At 59.7% G+C, this 16456-nt stretch carries 17 protein-coding genes; 11 read left to right on the forward strand and 6 right to left on the reverse strand.

What is annotated here, in order from left to right; translation table 11 throughout:
- Positions 1-93: 93 nt before the first annotated feature.
- A complete protein-coding gene (gene tgt / locus BEN48_RS12860) occupies positions 94-1224 on the reverse strand; it encodes a tRNA guanosine(34) transglycosylase Tgt (protein ID WP_070735331.1) in 1131 nt (376 codons plus the stop codon).
- A 263-nt stretch (positions 1225-1487) separates the two neighbouring features.
- On the opposite strand from tgt, the gene BEN48_RS12865 reads away from it, so the two are divergent.
- The 3 genes from BEN48_RS12865 to rsmG all read left to right on the forward strand — a co-directional run bounded on the left by BEN48_RS12865 (position 1488) and on the right by rsmG (position 3962).
- Complete coding sequence (locus BEN48_RS12865) at positions 1488-2579, forward strand: glycosyltransferase (protein ID WP_158010181.1); 1092 nt, start codon at positions 1488-1490, stop codon at positions 2577-2579.
- Positions 2570-3193: an RNA polymerase sigma factor gene (locus BEN48_RS12870; protein WP_070728736.1), complete on the forward strand. Its 624-nt coding sequence runs from the start codon at positions 2570-2572 to the stop codon at positions 3191-3193. The genes BEN48_RS12865 and BEN48_RS12870 overlap by 10 nt, the downstream gene beginning before the upstream one ends.
- Before the next feature lie 151 nt (positions 3194-3344).
- A complete protein-coding gene (gene rsmG, locus BEN48_RS12875) occupies positions 3345-3962 on the forward strand; it encodes a 16S rRNA (guanine(527)-N(7))-methyltransferase RsmG (protein WP_070735332.1) in 618 nt (205 codons plus the stop codon).
- 177 nt (positions 3963-4139) lie between these two features.
- On the opposite strand, the gene BEN48_RS12880 is transcribed toward rsmG, so the two are convergent.
- Positions 4140-5126 (reverse strand): YheT family hydrolase, encoded by a 987-nt coding sequence (locus tag BEN48_RS12880; RefSeq protein WP_070735333.1) that lies wholly within the window; start codon positions 5124-5126, stop codon positions 4140-4142.
- 276 nt (positions 5127-5402) lie between these two features.
- Between BEN48_RS12880 and rpsT the strand changes: the two genes are divergently transcribed.
- Positions 5403-5654, forward strand: coding sequence for a 30S ribosomal protein S20 (rpsT, locus tag BEN48_RS12885; RefSeq protein ID WP_035564226.1), 252 nt, complete (start codon positions 5403-5405; stop codon positions 5652-5654).
- Between the two features lie 372 nt (positions 5655-6026).
- Here rpsT and pyk read toward each other — a convergent pair whose 3' ends face one another.
- Positions 6027-7466 (reverse strand): pyruvate kinase, encoded by a 1440-nt coding sequence (gene pyk / locus BEN48_RS12890; protein WP_070735334.1) that lies wholly within the window; start codon positions 7464-7466, stop codon positions 6027-6029.
- A 220-nt stretch (positions 7467-7686) separates the two neighbouring features.
- Entirely contained in the window at positions 7687-8115 is a 429-nt protein-coding gene (locus BEN48_RS12895) for an IPExxxVDY family protein (protein WP_070735335.1), read from the reverse strand.
- Positions 8116-8289: 174 nt separating this feature from the next.
- Here BEN48_RS12895 and BEN48_RS12900 point away from each other — a divergent pair, with 174 nt between their 5' ends.
- From BEN48_RS12900 to lgt, 7 genes are all read left to right on the forward strand, one after another.
- A complete protein-coding gene (locus tag BEN48_RS12900; protein ID WP_035564218.1) occupies positions 8290-8526 on the forward strand; it encodes an acyl carrier protein in 237 nt (78 codons plus the stop codon).
- A 165-nt stretch (positions 8527-8691) separates the two neighbouring features.
- On the forward strand, positions 8692-9942 hold the full coding sequence (gene fabF / locus BEN48_RS12905; protein WP_070735336.1) for a beta-ketoacyl-ACP synthase II: 1251 nt from the start codon (positions 8692-8694) through the stop codon (positions 9940-9942).
- 178 nt (positions 9943-10120) lie between these two features.
- Positions 10121-10846: a ribonuclease III gene (rnc, locus tag BEN48_RS12910; protein WP_262490089.1), complete on the forward strand. Its 726-nt coding sequence runs from the start codon at positions 10121-10123 to the stop codon at positions 10844-10846.
- A gap of 123 nt (positions 10847-10969) precedes the next feature.
- Positions 10970-12886: an NAD(+) synthase gene (nadE, locus tag BEN48_RS12915; RefSeq protein WP_070735338.1), complete on the forward strand. Its 1917-nt coding sequence runs from the start codon at positions 10970-10972 to the stop codon at positions 12884-12886.
- Positions 12887-13041: 155 nt separating this feature from the next.
- Positions 13042-13686, forward strand: coding sequence for an RNA polymerase sigma factor (locus BEN48_RS12920; RefSeq protein WP_241502267.1), 645 nt, complete (start codon positions 13042-13044; stop codon positions 13684-13686).
- Positions 13679-13990 carry a hypothetical protein gene (locus BEN48_RS12925; protein ID WP_070735339.1) on the forward strand — a complete coding sequence of 104 codons (312 nt, stop codon included), beginning with the start codon at positions 13679-13681 and terminating at the stop codon, positions 13988-13990. Before BEN48_RS12920 ends, BEN48_RS12925 begins: the two co-directional genes overlap by 8 nt.
- A gap of 103 nt (positions 13991-14093) precedes the next feature.
- Positions 14094-15062, forward strand: coding sequence for a prolipoprotein diacylglyceryl transferase (gene lgt, locus BEN48_RS12930; RefSeq protein WP_070735340.1), 969 nt, complete (start codon positions 14094-14096; stop codon positions 15060-15062).
- 153 nt (positions 15063-15215) lie between these two features.
- Here the strand turns inward: lgt and BEN48_RS12935 are convergent, their stop codons facing one another.
- Positions 15216-16127: an esterase-like activity of phytase family protein gene (locus BEN48_RS12935; protein ID WP_070735341.1), complete on the reverse strand. Its 912-nt coding sequence runs from the start codon at positions 16125-16127 to the stop codon at positions 15216-15218.
- 48 nt (positions 16128-16175) lie between these two features.
- Positions 16176-16397: a membrane protein insertion efficiency factor YidD gene (gene yidD / locus BEN48_RS12940; protein ID WP_070735342.1), complete on the reverse strand. Its 222-nt coding sequence runs from the start codon at positions 16395-16397 to the stop codon at positions 16176-16178.
- Positions 16398-16456: the final 59 nt, after the last annotated feature.

The following is a 16456-nucleotide window of genomic DNA, read 5'->3' on the forward strand; positions in this document are numbered from 1 at the left end:
TGCTTCGACTTCGCTCAGCATGACGTTCTTCTGCTAACGGCTAACGGCTAACGGCTAACGGCTAACGGCTAACGGCTAACGGCTAACGGCTAACTACAACCGGGTCATCACCTGCTTCACCATGCGCTCCTTCCACGGGCCGAAGGTGCCGGCCATGATTTGCAGGCGGGCTTCCTTCACCAGCCAGAGGTAAAAAGCCAGGTTGTGCGCCGACGCAATTTGCGGCCCCAGCATTTCCTTGCATTGAAAGAGGTGCCGCAGGTAGGCCCGCGTATAAAAGGTGCTGGCGTGCCCGCCCAGTTCGGCGTCGATGGGCGCGAAGTCAGTGGCCCACTTCTTATTCGTCACGTTCATAATGCCCTGCGTGGTAAACAGCATGCCGTTGCGGGCATTGCGGGTGGGCATCACGCAGTCGAACATGTCCACACCCAGGGCAATGTTTTCCAGAATATTGGCCGGCGTGCCCACGCCCATCAGGTAGCGGGGCTTGTCTTTGGGTAGAATGTCGCAGACCAACTCGGTCATTTCGTACATCAGCTCGGCGGGCTCGCCCACGCTCAGGCCGCCAATGGCGTTGCCCTCGCGCCCCTGCGCCGCAATAAACTCCGCCGATTTGATGCGTAAATCCTTGAATGTGCTGCCCTGCACAATCGGAAAAAGCGCCTGCTGGTAGCCATACAGGCCTTCGGTGCTGTCGAAACGCTGAATGCAGCGCTGCAGCCAGCGGTGGGTCATGTCGAGGGAGCGGGCGGCGTAGTCGTACTCGCAGGGCCAGGGCGTGCACTCGTCAAAGGCCATGATAATGTCGGCCCCAATCACCCGCTGAATGTCCATCACGCCCTCCGGCGAGAACAAATGCTGGCTGCCATCTATGTGCGAGCGGAATTTTACGCCTTCCTCCTTGATTTTGCGGGTGTTGCTGAGCGAATACACCTGGTACCCGCCCGAGTCCGTGAGAATGGGCCGGTCCCAGCCGTTGAACTTATGCAGCCCGCCGGCGGCGCGCAGCACGTCGAGGCCCGGCCGCAGGTACAGGTGGTAGGTGTTGCCGAGAATAATCTGGGCGTCGATGTCGGCTTTGAGGGTATGCTGCGACACCGCCTTCACAGTGCCAGCCGTGCCCACGGGCATAAAAATCGGGGTTTCAATGGTGCCGTGCGCTGTTTCTAATCGGCCCGCGCGGGCTTTGGTCGCGGGGTCCTGGGCGAGAAGGTCGAAAGTCATAAGGTCTGAATCTGAAGCTGTCATCCTGAATGAAGCGCAGCGCAATGAAGGACCTTATCTATCTCGAACGATTAGCAGTAAACCAAATGCGGCGAACCCGATAAGATGCTTCGCGGTGCGAACGCGAAATGGGCATGACGAAGCAAAGATACCGCGCCCGCCCGGCGTCCCGTACTTTTGCGAGCCCCTTCACGTGCGCTTCCCCGTTGCAGTTCTCCGTTCCCACGTCCCCGTTTTTCTGGTTGTTGCTAGCGTGCGTAGGAGTGCAGCTGTTTTACGCGGCGTATTTCTTCTGGCCCTTTGCCCGCCGCGCCCCCGAAGTCCCGGCCGATGCGCCCGGCCCCGACACCGAACCCGTTTCCGTCATCGTCTGCGCCCGCAACGAGCTCGACAACCTGCGCCGTTTGCTGCCCCTGCTCCTGCAGCAGGACTACCCCGCCGGCTTCGAAATCATTCTCATCGACGACCGCAGCGAGGACGACACCTACCTCTACGCCCAGCAGCTGGCCCAGTACTACCACGACAAAGTGCGCCTGGTGAGCGTGGCCCGCACGCCCCGGGACTTCGCGCCCAAGAAATACGCCCTCACCCTGGGCATCAAAACTGCCCGCTATCCGCGGCTGCTCTTCACCGATGCCGACTGCATTCCGGCCACCAACCAGTGGGTGCGCCTCATGCAGCGCGGATTTTCGGCCCCGGGCCAGTCCGCCGATTTGGTGGTTGGCTTCTCGGCTTACACCAAGGCCCCGGGCTTACTCAATCAGCTCATCCGTTTCGAAACCCTGCTCACTGCTGCTCAGTACCTCAGCTTTGCCTGGCGCGGGTGGCCCTACATGGGCGTGGGCCGCAACCTGGCTTACACCCGCACCTGCTTCACGGCCACCAAGGGCTTTGCTTCCCACATTCGCCAGCTCTCCGGCGACGACGACCTGCTGGTGCAGGACGCCGTGCGGGCCGGGCAGCGCGTGGCCGTGGTAGCCGACCCCTCGGCCCACACCCTGAGCGAACCCGCGGCCACCTGGGCCGCCTGGTGGCATCAAAAACGGCGGCACCTGTCGGCAGGCCGGGCCTACCGATTTCCCGACCGTTTGCGGGTGGGCACCTTCTTAGTAGCCAATATGTTGTTTTATTTGGCCGCTGTTGCACTAGTATTTTCACCAAACAATTGGATACCTTTGGCGGTGGTATGCGCCCTCCGAACATTGTTTGTGAGCGCCGTGTACGCCCGCCTAAGTCGCCGCCTTGGTCAGTCCGTAAACGTCGGATTGCTTCCCGTGCTCGATTTAGTCTATTTCGTTCAATACCTGGCCTTGGGAATCTCGCTATTCCTTAACCGCACCCTTCGATGGAAGTAAATAATCAAGATATTCAAAAGCAGTTTTCAGCCAAAGCCAAGCACGACTTCAAGCTGATTCGCGCCGCCGTGGACCACGGCGACGAGAAGGCTTATGCCGAACTGATGCACATCTACAAGAAGCCCGTCTACCACGTGGTGCTCAAGATGGTGCGCAACCAGGACGATGCCGAAGACCTCACCATCGAAGCCTTCGCCAAAGCTTTCCGCAACCTGCACAAATTCAACCCCGAGTATGCGTTCAGCACCTGGCTGTTCCGCATTGCCACCAACAACTGCATCGATTTTATCCGCAAGAATAAAATCAAAACCATGTCGATTGACTCCGCCATCAAAGTGGACAACGGCGACGAAATCACCATCGATTTCCGCGACAACGACCTGAACCCGGCCGAGCACGCCGTGCGCAACCAGAAAATCGAAATCATGCGCCACGTGGTGTCGCGCCTGCCCGATAAGTATCAGCGCCTCGTGAGCCTGCGCTATTTCGACGAGCTCAGCTACGAAGAAATCGCCACCGAGCTCAAAGCCCCGCTCGGCACCGTGAAAGCCCAGCTGCACCGCGCCCGCGAGCTGCTCTATGACATGGTGAAGCACACCAAGCAGATTATTTAAGCCCAGCCGCGTTTCGTTGTTTGTCATTCTGAATGCAGCGCAGCGAAAAGAAGAATCTCTACCGCAAGAGTAATTAATTACTTTCACGGTAGAGATTCTTCTTTTCGCTGCGCTGCATTCAGAATGACCGTTTTTTATTAAGCTCGTTCCCATGAACCTCCTCCAGCACTACTTCCCCGACCTCACGGCCCAGCAGTTGAAGCTGTTTAAGCAGTTGGAAACCGAGTTCCGGGCTACCAACGAAACCATCAACCTCGTGTCGCGCCCCGACATGGAGAATTTCACGGAGCGCCACCTGCTGCATTCGCTGGCCATTGCCAAAGTGGTGAACTTCCCCAAGGGCAGCACCGTGCTCGACGTGGGTACCGGCGGCGGCTTGCCCGGCCTGCCACTGGCCATCATGTTCCCGGACGTACAGTTTCACCTCGTAGACAGCATTGGCAAGAAAATCCGGGCCGTGCAGTTCATGGCCGCCGCCCTGGGCCTCGATAACGTGACCGCCGAGCAGACCCGCGCCGAGCAGGTGCGCCAGAAGTTCGACTTCGTAATAAGCCGGGCCGTGGCGCGCCTGGCCACCTTCCACCCCTGGATAGCCCGCCGCTACAAGCCCCAAGGCGTCCCCGGTGCTGGCCTCTACTACCTGAAAGGCGGCGACCTGACCGAAGAAATTGCCGAATCGGGCCTGAAAGCCAAGGTGACCAACCTGAGTGACTTCTTCAGCGAAGAATTCTATGAAACCAAAAAGGTGGTTTTCGTAGCCGCGAAGTAAAGTTAGGCTTTTGAGTTTTTGAATTACTAAACACCCCAGCACGTCATGCCGAGCGCAGCCGAGGCATCTCGCGTGCCGTCACTAATCTCATTGACCGACGATTGGATTACTGCCCCAAGCGAGATGCCTCGGCTGCGCTCGGCATGACGTCCTAGAGCGTTTTTTTCGATACGCGGCCTACGCGGGCACTTCTGCCGTCAGGAACTCCACCGCGCGCCGCTCCGAATAGTATTCTCCATCGGGAGGGCCTTCCGGAAAGCCCACGTGGCCGCCTTGTGGTGGCGTTTCCAGAAACACGAACGGGGAATTGGTCGCCAGCTCACGCGGGAAGCAGGAGGCCGGCAAAAACGGGTCGTTCTGCGCGTTTACCAGCAGGGAAGGCACCCGGATGCCGTTCAGGTAGCGCCCGGAACTGGCGTGCTGGTAGTAAGCCGCAGCCGAGTCGAAGCCGTGCATGGGCGCGGTATAGCGGCTGTCGAACTCTTCAAAGTTGCGCAGCTCCTCAATGCCGGATAGGTCTATCTGGCCGGGCAGCAGCGCGGCCTTGGCCCGCACTTTCAGGCGCAGGGATTTCAGGAAGCGGCGCATGTACACCTGGTTCTGGAGCCGGCCAATGTGGACCGAACTGGCCCGCAAATCGGTCGGGACCGAAAATACGGCCGCCCGCTTCACTTCGCTGGGCACCCGCGTCGGCTCTTCACCCAGATACTTCAGCGTCACGTTGCCGCCGGCGCTAAAGCCCACAAGGTACACCCGCTGGTAGCGGCCTGTGGCCAGCGCATGCCGCACTACGAGGTCCAGGTCGTCGGTGTCGCCGAGATGATAGGAACGGAGCAGGCGGTTCATTTCGCCGCCACAGCTGCGGTAGTTCCACGCCAGCGCATCAAACCCCGCTCGGTTGAGGGCGCGCACCATGCCCCGGACGTAGGGCCGGGAGGCGTCGCCTTCGAGGCCATGCGACACCACCACGAGCCCATCGGTGGGGCGCATGGCGGGCAGGCGGCTCCAGTCCAGGTCCAGGAAGTCGCCGTCGGGCAGTTCCAGCCGTTCGCGCTGGTAGTTCACCTCGAGCACCGTGCGCCACAGACTGGGCACAATGGTCTGCAAGTGGCCATTGAAGAGGTAAAACGGCGGTTGGTACCGGGAATTGGCTACAAGGGGCATGGCGCGGATAAGGGAAGTGGGGCGGCTGCGCGATGGGGGAGGTAGGGGAGTAGTAAAGTTCGCACATAATCGGCATGCATACTAATTTAGTGCCGCAGTTAGTACAAATTCGCCATTTCAGAGCCAAGCCACTACAAGCCGTAAGCTGCCCCAACGGCTTACAGCAGGCTTTGTCTCAATATTTTTGACAAGGCAGTTTGATATTGCCAAGCAGGTTCGTACCTTTGCCCTCCCAAACACAGAACTCAAGCATAACGCTCCTATATATTCCAACTCATGGCAAACCATAAGTCGGCCCTCAAACGCATCCGCAGCAACGAAGCTAAGCGCGTGTTGAACCGTTACCAGCACAAATCCACCCGCACAGCCATCAAAAAACTGCGCGCCGCCACCGATAAAACGGCCGCTCAGGAGCTGCTGAAAAAAGTGACCTCGATGTTGGACCGCTTGGCCAAGAAGAACATCATCCACAAGAACAAAGCTGCTAACAACAAGAGCAAGCTGACAAAGCTCGTCAACGCGCTCTAAGTGCGAGACGAGTTTAGTAGGGCCAGACTGCGCCGCCCCAAGGTCTGGTTCTACGCTCCTTACAAAAAGCCTCACTCCGCAACGGGTGAGGCTTTTTGCGTCCAGACCACGGATGGGCACGGATTTTAGCGGATTTCACGGATTTCGTGGACGATTGCCGCTGACCTATTTCTGCCAACGGCAGATAGGCCCGGCTTTGCCTTTTTGCCAACCGGAGCATCCCTCAGCTGTGGCCAATGTTGCTGAGCGGCTGTATAAATCCTGCCGTTACGCAAAAGAGGCTTGCCAATTGGCAAGCCTCTTTTGCGTAACGGCCAGCGGTAATCGTCCACAAAATCCGTGAAATCCGCTAAAATCCGTGCCCATCCGTGGTCAGGCGACGCTCACTTTCACCATGTTGGCTTTGCCCTTGTCCTGAATGGGCATGGAACCGGTGTTGATGAACACATCACCCGTTACGAGGTGGCCGGTGGTGGTTAGGACGTAGCGGATGTCGGTAATGGTGCTGTCGGTGCTGATGAGGCGGTCGTAGTAGAAGCTGCGCACGCCCCACACCAGGCTCAGAGCCGTGAGTAGGGGCCGGTTGTCGGTAAACACGAAGATGTTGGCCTGGGGGCGGTGTTTGGCCAGCTGGAAGGCCGTGTAGCCGTGGTGCGTCATGCCGGTAATGGCCTTGGAGCCCGTGTTTTTGGCCAGGTGGCAGGCGGCGGAGAGCACGCTGTCGGCCATGAAGTTGGGGCCGGCGGGGTCCACGGGCCACCACTTGTGGAAGAGCTGCGGGCTGTTGTTTTCCACGCTCAGAATGGTGCCCACCATGGAACGGATTACCTCGGCGGGGTAGGCGCCCACAGCAGTCTCGGCGGAGAGCATCACGGCGTCGGCCCCGTCGAGTACGGCGTTGGCCACGTCGCTGGTTTCGGCGCGGGTGGGGCGGGGGGCCGTAATCATGCTCTCCATCATCTGGGTGGCTACGATGACGGGCTTGCCGGCGGCGTTGCACTTGGCAATAATCATTTTCTGGGCCATGGGCACCTCTTCCATCTTCACTTCCACGCCGAGGTCGCCGCGGGCCACCATCACGGCGTCGGTGATGGCGATGATTTCGTCGATGTTGCGCAGGCCATCGGGCGTTTCAATCTTGGCGATGACGCGGGTTTTCTTCCCGGCTTCGGTAATCAGTTTTTTGATGAACAGAATGTCCTCTGCTTTGCGGGCAAAGCTCAGGGCTACCCAGTCCACGTCGTTGGCCAGGCCAAACTGCAGGTCTTCGATGTCCTTCTCCGTCATGCTCGGGGCCGAGACTTCGGAGTCGGGGAGGTTGATGCCCTTGCGGGGCTTCACGAGGCCACCGTAGATTACTTCCACGTCCACTTCTTTATCGCGGTCGGTGGCCAGCACCTTGAGCTCAATCTTGCCGTCGTCAATCAGAATCATGTCGCCGGCTTTCACGTCGCGGGCCAGGCCCAGGTAAATGGTGCTCAGGCGCGTGGCCGTGCTGATTTCCTTTTCGCCGCACACCAGCTTAATCAGGTCGCCGGCTTTGATTTCAACACCGCCGCCCTCTACTTCGCCCAAGCGAATTTTAGGCCCCTGCAAATCCTGGAGCAGGCCCACCGAAGTACGCATGTCCTTGTTGAGCCGCCGCACCGTGTTGATGACTGCCAGGTGGTCTTCGTAGGACCCGTGCGAGAAGTTGAGCCGAAACACATCCACGCCCTCGCGAATGAGCGTGCCGAGCCGCTCGTAGGTATTGGAAGCCGGGCCAACGGTGGCCACGATTTTGGTTTTGTTGAATGCAGAACGATTTTCCATGATTTGGAGATTAATAACAAAAAAACTCCCCTCCCTATGAAGGAGGGGATGTTTCAGCTAACGACTGAAACAGGGGCGGTAAAGCCGTTGAACGGTGCCCGAACGACGGGCTGACACGATGCTGCGACGGGTCGTTCGCACGTTCAACGGCTTTACCACCCCAGCTGGCGCTTCGCGCCAGCGTCCCCTCCTTAAAAAAGGAGGGGAACTCAATAACCCATTAAAGGATTAAATTTTCCTTGTACTTCAACGTGTTGGGGTCAAACTGACACACGTATTGTACCATGTCCAGCGCCGCAAGCTGCTGGAGCAATTCTTCGTCGGCGAGGGCGCCACAGCCGTTGCTCACGGCCAGCAGGTAATCGTACTCTTTGATATCGGGAGCTAAGAAAGGCTTTTTTAAGTTGGAGGGCGCAATGGAGCGGTTGCGCAACAGCCGAAACGTAAGCGTTTCGGTGGCGTGCAGGTAGTGCGTGAACACCAGCCGGCCCTGGCTGAGTAAGTTCAGCAGTAATTCGGGCTGCCGGATGAGGCGCAGGCGCAACGCCCGGTTCAGGGCCCAGGCCAGGGTATAGTCGCGGGTGCTGCTCACCAGCCCAAACAGGGCAAAGTCGCACTCGTATTCAACGTCGAGGGTAAAGGTCTTCATAGCGGCCGCAAAGGAGGCACCCACTGGGCGGGCAAAGGCAAATCTACGGCTTGCGGAGGAGCCCTGCCAGGGCCGTCGCCATAATCTTATACCCGCAATTGAGGGGTGCGAGCGTGGGTTAGTTGGGAAATCTCTCGTTACTTTGCGCCGTAGTTTTCCCTAAACCCCACGGAAATGTCTGAAATCGCAGAAAAAGTAAAGGCCATTATTATTGATAAACTGGGCGTTGAAGCTTCGGAAGTAACCACCGAAGCCAGCTTCACCAACGACCTGGGTGCTGACTCGCTGGACACCGTCGAGCTGATTATGGAGTTCGAAAAGGAGTTCAACGTAAGCATCCCCGACGACCAGGCCGAGAACATCGGTACCGTGGGCCAGGCCATCAGCTACCTCGAAGAGCACGCTAAATAGTTTTTGTCATCGCCCAGCGAAACGGAGAATTCAAACGGACCACGTTAAAAGACTTCTGCGTTTTGCTGGGCATGAACAGGTAGTTCTGCGCATACCGGCCGGCCCGCCGCCGGCCGGTTTTGCTGTTTTATCCCGTTTCATCTTTCGCGCCAGTGGCGTCTGCTTATGTCGTCCATCCGACGGGTTGTTGTTACCGGCCTTGGGGCCATCACACCGCTGGGCAATACTGCCCCAGCTTATTGGGAAGGCCTGCGCGCGGGCAAAAGCGGCGCCGCCGTTATCACCCGCTTCGACCCGGCCAAGTTTAAAACCCGCTTCGCCTGCGAAGTGAAAGGCTACGAGCCCGATAATTTCTTCGACCGCAAGGAGCACCGCAAAATGGACCTCTTCACCCAGTTTGGGGTGGTAGCGGCCGACGAAGCCATTGCCGACTCCGCCCTGCTGGAAAGCGGCGTGGACAAGGACCGGGTGGGCGTGATTTGGGGCTCCGGCATCGGCGGCCTGAAATCGCTGCAAGAAGAATGCATCTCCTTTGGCCGCGGCGACGGTACGCCGCGCTACTCGCCTTTCTTCATCCCGCGCATGATTGCCGACTCCTCGTCGGGTAATATTTCCATTAAAAACGGTTTTCGCGGTCCCAACTACGTGACCACGTCGGCCTGTGCCTCGTCGAACGACGCCATCATTGCGGCCTTCAACAACATTCGCCTCGGCCTGGCCGATGTGATGATAACGGGCGGCTCCGAAGCGGCCATCACCGAGTCGGGGGTGGGCGGCTTCAATGCCCTCAAGGCCATGAGCGAGCGCAACGACGACCCGGCCTCCGCCTCGCGGCCCTACGACAAGGACCGCGACGGTTTTGTGCTGGGCGAAGGCGCCGGTGCGCTGGTGCTCGAAGAGTACGAGCACGCCAAGGCCCGCGGCGCCAAAATGTACGCCGAGCTCATTGGCGGCGGCATGTCGTCGGACGCCTACCATATCACCGCGCCCGACCCCAGCGGCAGCGGCGTGGTGCTGGTGATGCAGAACGCCCTGCGCGATGCCCAGATTACGGCCGGCGAAGTGGACTACATCAACACCCACGGCACCAGCACCCCGTTGGGCGACGGGGCCGAAATCAAAGCCATTGAGAAGGTGTTCGGCGAATTTGCCGAAACGCTTAATATCTCCTCCACCAAAAGCATGACCGGCCACCTGCTGGGCGGTGCCGGCGGCGTAGAAGCCGTGGCCTGCCTCATGGCCATGCACCACAGCCTGGTGCCTCCCACCATCAACCTGCATACGCCCGACCCGGAGATTAACCAGGCGCTGAACTTTACGCCGAACGTGGCCCAGGCGCGCGACGTGCGGATTGCGATGAGCAACACCTTCGGCTTTGGCGGCCACAACACCTCTGTAATATTCCGGAAGCTGTAGGTTGCCAGCTTGCTACAGGAAACGTCATGCTGAGCGAAGTCGAGCATCTCTACTGCACAACTAAATTGAATTAGTACTGCGGTAGAGATGCTTCGACTTCGCTCAGCATGACGTTCTTTGTACCTGCACATTTCTAAATCAGGGCCAGTCCCTTTCTCACGCGTCAGCACCCTCCATTTTGCTCGGTTTCGTTTCCCGTTTTTTTGGTACAGATAAGGCGTTCCGCCAGGCAATTAGCACGGTTACGGGCCTCACGCCAACGAATGTGAAGCTTTACCGACTGGCGTTTACGCATTCGTCGGCGGTGCGGCAACAGCCGGCTCTGGGGCGCCACCACACCAACGAGCGGCTGGAGTTCCTCGGCGATGCCGTGCTGGGCACGGTGGTGGCCGAGTACTTATTCAGAAAGTATCCCTACGAGCAGGAAGGATTCCTGACGGAGGTACGCTCGCGCATTGTAAACCGCGAAAGCCTGAACGGCATCGCCCTCAAGCTGGGCCTGGACAAGCTGGTGCAGCTGGACGTGGCGCAGGGCCGCGCCGCCCGCTCGCGCTCCGTGAACGGCAACGCCCTGGAGGCGCTGGTGGGCGCGGTGTACCTGGATTTGGGGTATAAATCTGCCCGCAGATTTGTGCTCACCCGCCTGGTAAAGGGGTTTGTGGACGTGCATACGCTCACCACCACCACGGCCAACTTCAAGAGCAAGCTGGTGGAGTGGGCCCAGCGCCAGGGCAAAACCCTGCGCTATGACATGAGCGGCGAGGCCCGGCCAGGCGGCATGATGGAGTTCACAGCCACCGTGCTACTGGACGAGGAAGTGGTGGCCAACGGCATGGGCCTGAGCAAGAAGCAGGCAGAGCAGCTGGCTGCGGAAAGGGCGCTGACTGCCCTGGGGATTTCTTGAATTATGAATTAAAAATTATGGGATGAGGGCTGTATAACTCAGAGCGGAGAGTTGCCGGTAGTCCTGCTTGGCAACAAATTCCCTGATTTCTGATTTTTAATTCATAATTTTTAATTCAAGCTGATGCGTATCGCCGGCGCCGCCCTCAACCAGACTCCCATTGACTGGGCCAATAACCTTCGCAACATTGAGGCGGCCATAGCCCAGGCCAAAGCGGCGGGCGTGGAGCTGCTGTGCCTGCCCGAGCTGTGCCTGACCGGCTACGGCTGCGAGGACCTCTTTCTGAGCGATTGGATGCCCGAAGCCGCGCTGGCGCACCTGCAAACAGTGCGCGCCTGGACCCACGGCATTTGCGTGGTGGTGGGCCTGCCGGTGCGCCTTCACACCCGCACTTACAACACGGCGGCGGTGCTGCGCGACGGTGAAATTCTGGGCTTTGCGGCCAAGCAGTTTTTGGCCAACGACGGGGTGCATTACGAAACGCGGTTTTTTGCGCCCTGGGTGGCGGGCGAAACCACCACGGCGCAGTGGGAAGGGCAGGAGTGGCCGCTGGGCGACCTGGTTTTTGAGCACAAAGGCGTACGCTTCGGCTTTGAGATATGCGAGGACGCGTGGCGTCCCGATGACGTGCGGCCCGCGTGCCGCCTCGTGGGCCGGGTGGATTTGATTGTGAACCCCTCAGCCAGCCACTTTGCCATGAGCAAAACCGATGTGCGCTACCAGCTGGTGATGAAGGCCTCGCGCACGTTCAACTGCACGTATCTCTACGCCAATTTGCTGGGCAACGAATCGGGGCGCATCATTTTCGACGGCGAAATTCTGGTGGCGCGCAACGGTCACCTGTTGCTGCGCAATCAATTATTGAGTTTCAAGGAAGTAGACCTGGAGTGGATAGACGTGGATTTTGGTGCCGAGTTGGCGCCAACCGAAATTGTGCCGCTGCCCGCGCCCGACGAATACAAGGAGCTAAACCAAGCCATGAGCCTGGGGCTGTTCGACTACCTGCGCAAGTCCCGCACCCGCGGCTTTGTGCTGAGTTTGAGCGGTGGGGCCGATTCCAGCTTTTGCGCCGTGGCCGTGGCCGAAATGGTGCGGCTGGGCGTGCTGGAGCTGGGCGTGGAGGAGTTTAAGCGCCGCAGCGGCTGCTTCCCCGAAGGTGAAAAAGTAGTGACGCAAGCGGGCGCGGGTGGCACCGCTGAGCAGGTAGTGCAGGACGCTTCCGTGGGGAGCCAGCAGCCAGCAACCGCCAACCAGCAACTGGTGCGGCAGCTGCTCACCTGCGCCTATCAGGGCACCGTCAACTCTTCGGATGACACGTTCAACTCGGCCAAGGAGCTGGCTGAGAGCATTGGCGCGCGCTTTCACAACTGGGATATTGACGACGAGGTGGCCGGCTACGTGGGCACAATCCAGGGCGCTTTGGGCCGGGAATTGACCTGGAAAATCGACGATTTGGCCCTGCAAAATATTCAGGCGCGGGTGCGTGCTCCGGGCATCTGGCTGCTGGCCAATGTGCTCAACTGCCTGCTCATCACCACCTCCAACCGCTCGGAGGCCAGCGTGGGCTACTGCACCATGGACGGCGACACGGCCGGCAGCATCTCACCCATTGCGGGCGTAGACAAAGACTTTGTGAAGAAATGGCTGCGCTGGGCCGAAACAGAGCTGGGCTACGCCGCCCTGCGCCACGTGAATGCCCTGCAGCCCACCGCCGAGCTGCGCCCCCTGGAAGACAAGCAAACCGACGAGCGCGACCTCATGCCCTACGCGCTGCTCAACCGCATCGAACGGCTGGCGTTCTACGACCGCCTCAGTCCGAGGCAGGTGCTGACTACGCTGGAAGGAGAGGGCACGGACTTCGACCAAGAGCAGCTGAAAACATACGTGCGCCGATTCTACAACCTCTGGAGCCGCAACCAGTGGAAGCGCGAGCGGTACGCCCCCAGCTTCCACCTCGACGATTACAACGTGGACCCGCGCTCCTGGCTGCGCTTTCCCATCCTCAGCGGCGGTTTCGCGGCGGAGCTGGCGGCGTTATAGCGCCCGCTTCAGCTTGTGCGGCGCGTGGGCAGTGAGGATAAAAATAAAAGCAAAAGTCCGCGCAAGTTTCCCCGGCAGTTGGGGCCTGATGCTTTGAAGCCCCGGTCGAAACCGCGCCGGTGCCGACCTTCACCCATCCCGCTGCTCGTTTTTTCGTGGCTTACTCTCTTCCGCTGCTTTTGGTGCCCGACTCGCCGGCCGACATCTGTTTGCCTGATGTGGGAATGGTAGATGCCGAGGCAGACCTGGTGGCGCAGTTGCAGACGGGCAGCGAAGCGGCATTCCGCACTTTGGTAGCGCGCTACCAGGACCGGGTTTACCGCACGGCCTTTTCCCTGCTGCGCACTCCCGAAGAAGCGGAGGACGTGGCCCAGGAGGTTTTTGTCGAAGTATACCAAACCATTGCCCGGTTTCGGGGCGACGCTTCGCTAACGACTTGGCTCTACCGGCTGGCCACTTCGCGGGCCCTTAAAACCCGCCGTAAGGCCCAGACGAAAAAGCGCTTTGCCTATTTCACCAACTTGTTGGGTTTCGACAACAACGTGTTGCACGAACCGCCCGACCACGCCCACCCGCAGGCGCTGCTCGAAGGCCAGCAGCAGCTCCAGCTTTTGCTCGACCACATTGCCCGGCTGCCCGACCAGCAACAGGTAGCCTTCACCCTGCGCCACGAGCAAGGGCTGCGCTACGACAAAATAGCGGCGGTGCTGGATACCACTGTGCCTGCCGTAGAGTCTCTGCTGTTCCGGGCCCGGCAAACGCTGCGCAAACATATTCAACCCCACCTTCGCTATGTCTGATTCAGCATTTCGCCCGCTTCCCGACGAGAAGGTATGGGAAGACCTGATGCACCAGCTGCAAGAGCAGGCGCAAGGGCAGCCCCGTCCATTCTTCTACAATCGGGTAAGTGCCCGGCTCATCAGTCGTCCCATGGCTCCGGGCCGAACCGTGCCCGTTTGGATGCTTCGCCCGGCCTACGCGGCGCTGCTCGGCGTGATAATGCTGGCCCTCAGCGGCGATGCTGGTGCATTGCGCCCAGTACCGGCCGCCAGTACAGGTACCGCCCCGGACTCAGAGCAACCGCTGCGTGCGCATCCGCAGTAGCTACGCTGCCAACTTGCGCGCTCCCTGGCGTCGCTGCTACTATCAAAAACCACCAAGTTCACTGGTAGCAGTACCTTTGGACCTTATTTAATTCCTTCGCCGCATGTTGCCACTTCTCGCTTCTATTTATTGGGACGTTGACCCCATCATTCACGCTTTTGGTCCGTGGACGGTGTTTGGCACGCAGCTGGGGCCCATTACGCTGCGCTGGTACGGGCTGTTTTTCATGCTGCCGTTTGTGGTGGGCACGTTTGTGCTCAACCACATCTACCGCTCGGAGCGCACCTCGCCGCAATGGGTTGATGTGATTACCATCTACATGCTCATCGGCACCATTGTGGGCGCGCGGCTGGGGCACATGCTGTTCTATGATTTTGAGGCGCTGGTGGCCGACCCCATGGTGGTGTTTCGCATCTGGCAGGGCGGCCTGGCCAGCCACGGCGCTACCATTGGCATCTTGCTGGCCTGCTGGCTGTTTGCCCGCAACAACAAGTTCGATTACCTGTGGGTGCTCGACCGCATTGTGATTGTGGTGGCCCTGGGCGGCGCCTGCATTCGTACCGGCAACCTGATGAACTCCGAGATTGTGGGCAAGCCCACCGACGTGCCGTGGGCCTTCATTTTCCCCCGCGATACTGAGCATCTGATTCAGGGCGTGGCCGTGCCGCGCCACCCCACGCAGCTCTACGAGGCCCTGTTTTGCGTGTTCCTGCTCATTTTGCTCTACCTCATGTGGAACCGCACCCGGGAGCGCACGCCGCGCGGGCAGCTATTTGGGCTGTTTGTGGTGCTGCTGTTTACCCAGCGCTTTTTGGGCGAATACCTGAAGGAAAACCAGGTGGCTTTTGAAGATGGCAACCTGTTCAACCAGGGCCAGCTGCTGAGCATACCAATGATTTTTATTGGCATCTGGGTGCTGTGGCGCGCGGGCAAAGACCCCAAAAATCCCTACGGCTACGCCCCGCGCGACCTGGGCCGGGAAGAAGGCGCTTCGGCCGCAGTGCCGGCATCTACGCCGCCGCCGGCCGGGCCGGTACCAAGCTATACCCAGCCCCGCAGCCCCAAAAAATAAGCGGCGCGGGGCCGCTGCCGCAGGCTGGCAACGGTTGCCGCTGGCCTGCGCGACCATCACAAAACGAACGCCCCCTGCCAAACTCTTTAATGGAGGTTGTGCCAGGGGGCGTTCGTTTTGAGTAGAGCCTGAACGGCCCTGCATGGACCAGATTTAGGGCAGCGTAAACTCGTATAGGCTGCCTTCCTCGGTGCTAATGACCAGCGTTTCTTCGTCCTTAAACTCGGCGCCTTCCGTTTGGCCGGCGCCGCTGAGGTCTACCTGGCGGGGCGTGGCCTTTAGAATGTCGGCCCAGGAGTTGCCGTCGAGGATGAACAGCTCGCCGCGGGCCAGCAATACTAGGCGGCGGCCGCTGGGGCTCAGGGCTGCATCAGTCACCTGGCCCGGAATGGCGAGGCTGGTCACGCGCTGGGCGGTGTGCTGGCCGGGTTGGTCGGATACGGTGTACACGTTGCTGGATTTTTGCTGCTGGTCTTTGGTGAAAAGCCATACTTTGCCTTCATGCCAGAGGGTGGCTTCGCAATCGAAATTGCGCTGCTTCTTCTTGGGTGGGAATTCGGTCTGGTCGGCGTAGGTAAACTCAATTTTGTCGACTTGCTGGGGCGTGGCGGGGTTGAAGCGCAACAGGCGCAGGTCGCGGCGGTCGGAGTCGTTGTTGCCGCAATCGCCAATAAAGTAGTTGCCCTGCCGGTCGCGCGTGAGGCTTTCCCAGTCCTTATTTTTGGCGCCAATATTTAATTCGTTGGTCACGCGGCCCGTGCCGTCCAGCTGGTAGATGACAGCGGCGTTGCCGTTGTCGCCGAAGCTGTAGTAGGTGCTCGGCTGGGGGCCAGCGGCCAAGCCGGAGCTTTCCGACACGCCATCGAGGCTGCCCACGCGGCGCAAGCCGGGCACAGACGCGTCAATCATGCGATTTTCGAGCGACTCTTTATTCTGCTTTTTCCCGGGCTTGCCTTCGTAGGCCTTGGCAAGGGCGGCAGAGTCGTCGATTTTGGCCTCGGAGCACCCGGAGGAAACGGTGAGTAATGCGGCAAACGCAGCCGGCAGTAAGGAAAATACGCGCATCGAACGAAAAGGAAGGGGAGGTGACTTCCCCTATACGAAAGCCGCCCGCTAGGGTACGGGGTCGTAGCCGTGGCCGCCCCAGGGATGGCAACTGCCAATGCGCCGCAGGGCCAGGCGCCCCCCGCGCCACGGCCCGTACTTGGTGATGGCCTGGGCCGCATACGCCGAGCAGGTGGGCGTATAGCGGCAGCTGGCCGGCTTGAGTGGCGAGATGAAGTGGCGGTAAAACCACACCAAGCCTAGAAAAAGGGCGCGAAACAGCCGGGACATGAGGTGAAGGTAGGAAAGGCAACCGGCTCGGGGGTACCCGCTTTCAACCAGAAACCGCG

Source organism: Hymenobacter glacialis, assembly GCF_001816165.1.
Lineage (GTDB): Bacteria > Bacteroidota > Bacteroidia > Cytophagales > Hymenobacteraceae > Hymenobacter > Hymenobacter glacialis.

Bases quoted from the DNA above. Each gene is read 5' to 3' on its own strand.
- BEN48_RS12870 (WP_070728736.1), top strand. From the start codon at position 2,570: ATGGAAGTAAATAATCAAGATATTCAAAAGCAGTTTTCAGCCAAAGCC.
- rpsT (WP_035564226.1), top strand. From the start codon at position 5,403: ATGGCAAACCATAAGTCGGCCCTCAAACGCATCCGCAGCAACGAAGCT.
- fabF (WP_070735336.1), top strand. From the start codon at position 8,692: ATGTCGTCCATCCGACGGGTTGTTGTTACCGGCCTTGGGGCCATCACA.
- pyk (WP_070735334.1), bottom strand. From the start codon at position 7,466: ATGGAAAATCGTTCTGCATTCAACAAAACCAAAATCGTGGCCACCGTT.
- yidD (WP_070735342.1), bottom strand. From the start codon at position 16,397: ATGTCCCGGCTGTTTCGCGCCCTTTTTCTAGGCTTGGTGTGGTTTTAC.
- BEN48_RS12895 (WP_070735335.1), bottom strand. From the start codon at position 8,115: ATGAAGACCTTTACCCTCGACGTTGAATACGAGTGCGACTTTGCCCTG.
- lgt (WP_070735340.1), top strand. From the start codon at position 14,094: ATGTTGCCACTTCTCGCTTCTATTTATTGGGACGTTGACCCCATCATT.
- BEN48_RS12880 (WP_070735333.1), bottom strand. From the start codon at position 5,126: ATGCCCCTTGTAGCCAATTCCCGGTACCAACCGCCGTTTTACCTCTTC.
- BEN48_RS12935 (WP_070735341.1), bottom strand. From the start codon at position 16,127: ATGCGCGTATTTTCCTTACTGCCGGCTGCGTTTGCCGCATTACTCACC.
- BEN48_RS12900 (WP_035564218.1), top strand. From the start codon at position 8,290: ATGTCTGAAATCGCAGAAAAAGTAAAGGCCATTATTATTGATAAACTG.
- nadE (WP_070735338.1), top strand. From the start codon at position 10,970: ATGCGTATCGCCGGCGCCGCCCTCAACCAGACTCCCATTGACTGGGCC.
- rsmG (WP_070735332.1), top strand. From the start codon at position 3,345: ATGAACCTCCTCCAGCACTACTTCCCCGACCTCACGGCCCAGCAGTTG.
- tgt (WP_070735331.1), bottom strand. From the start codon at position 1,224: ATGACTTTCGACCTTCTCGCCCAGGACCCCGCGACCAAAGCCCGCGCG.
- BEN48_RS12925 (WP_070735339.1), top strand. From the start codon at position 13,679: ATGTCTGATTCAGCATTTCGCCCGCTTCCCGACGAGAAGGTATGGGAA.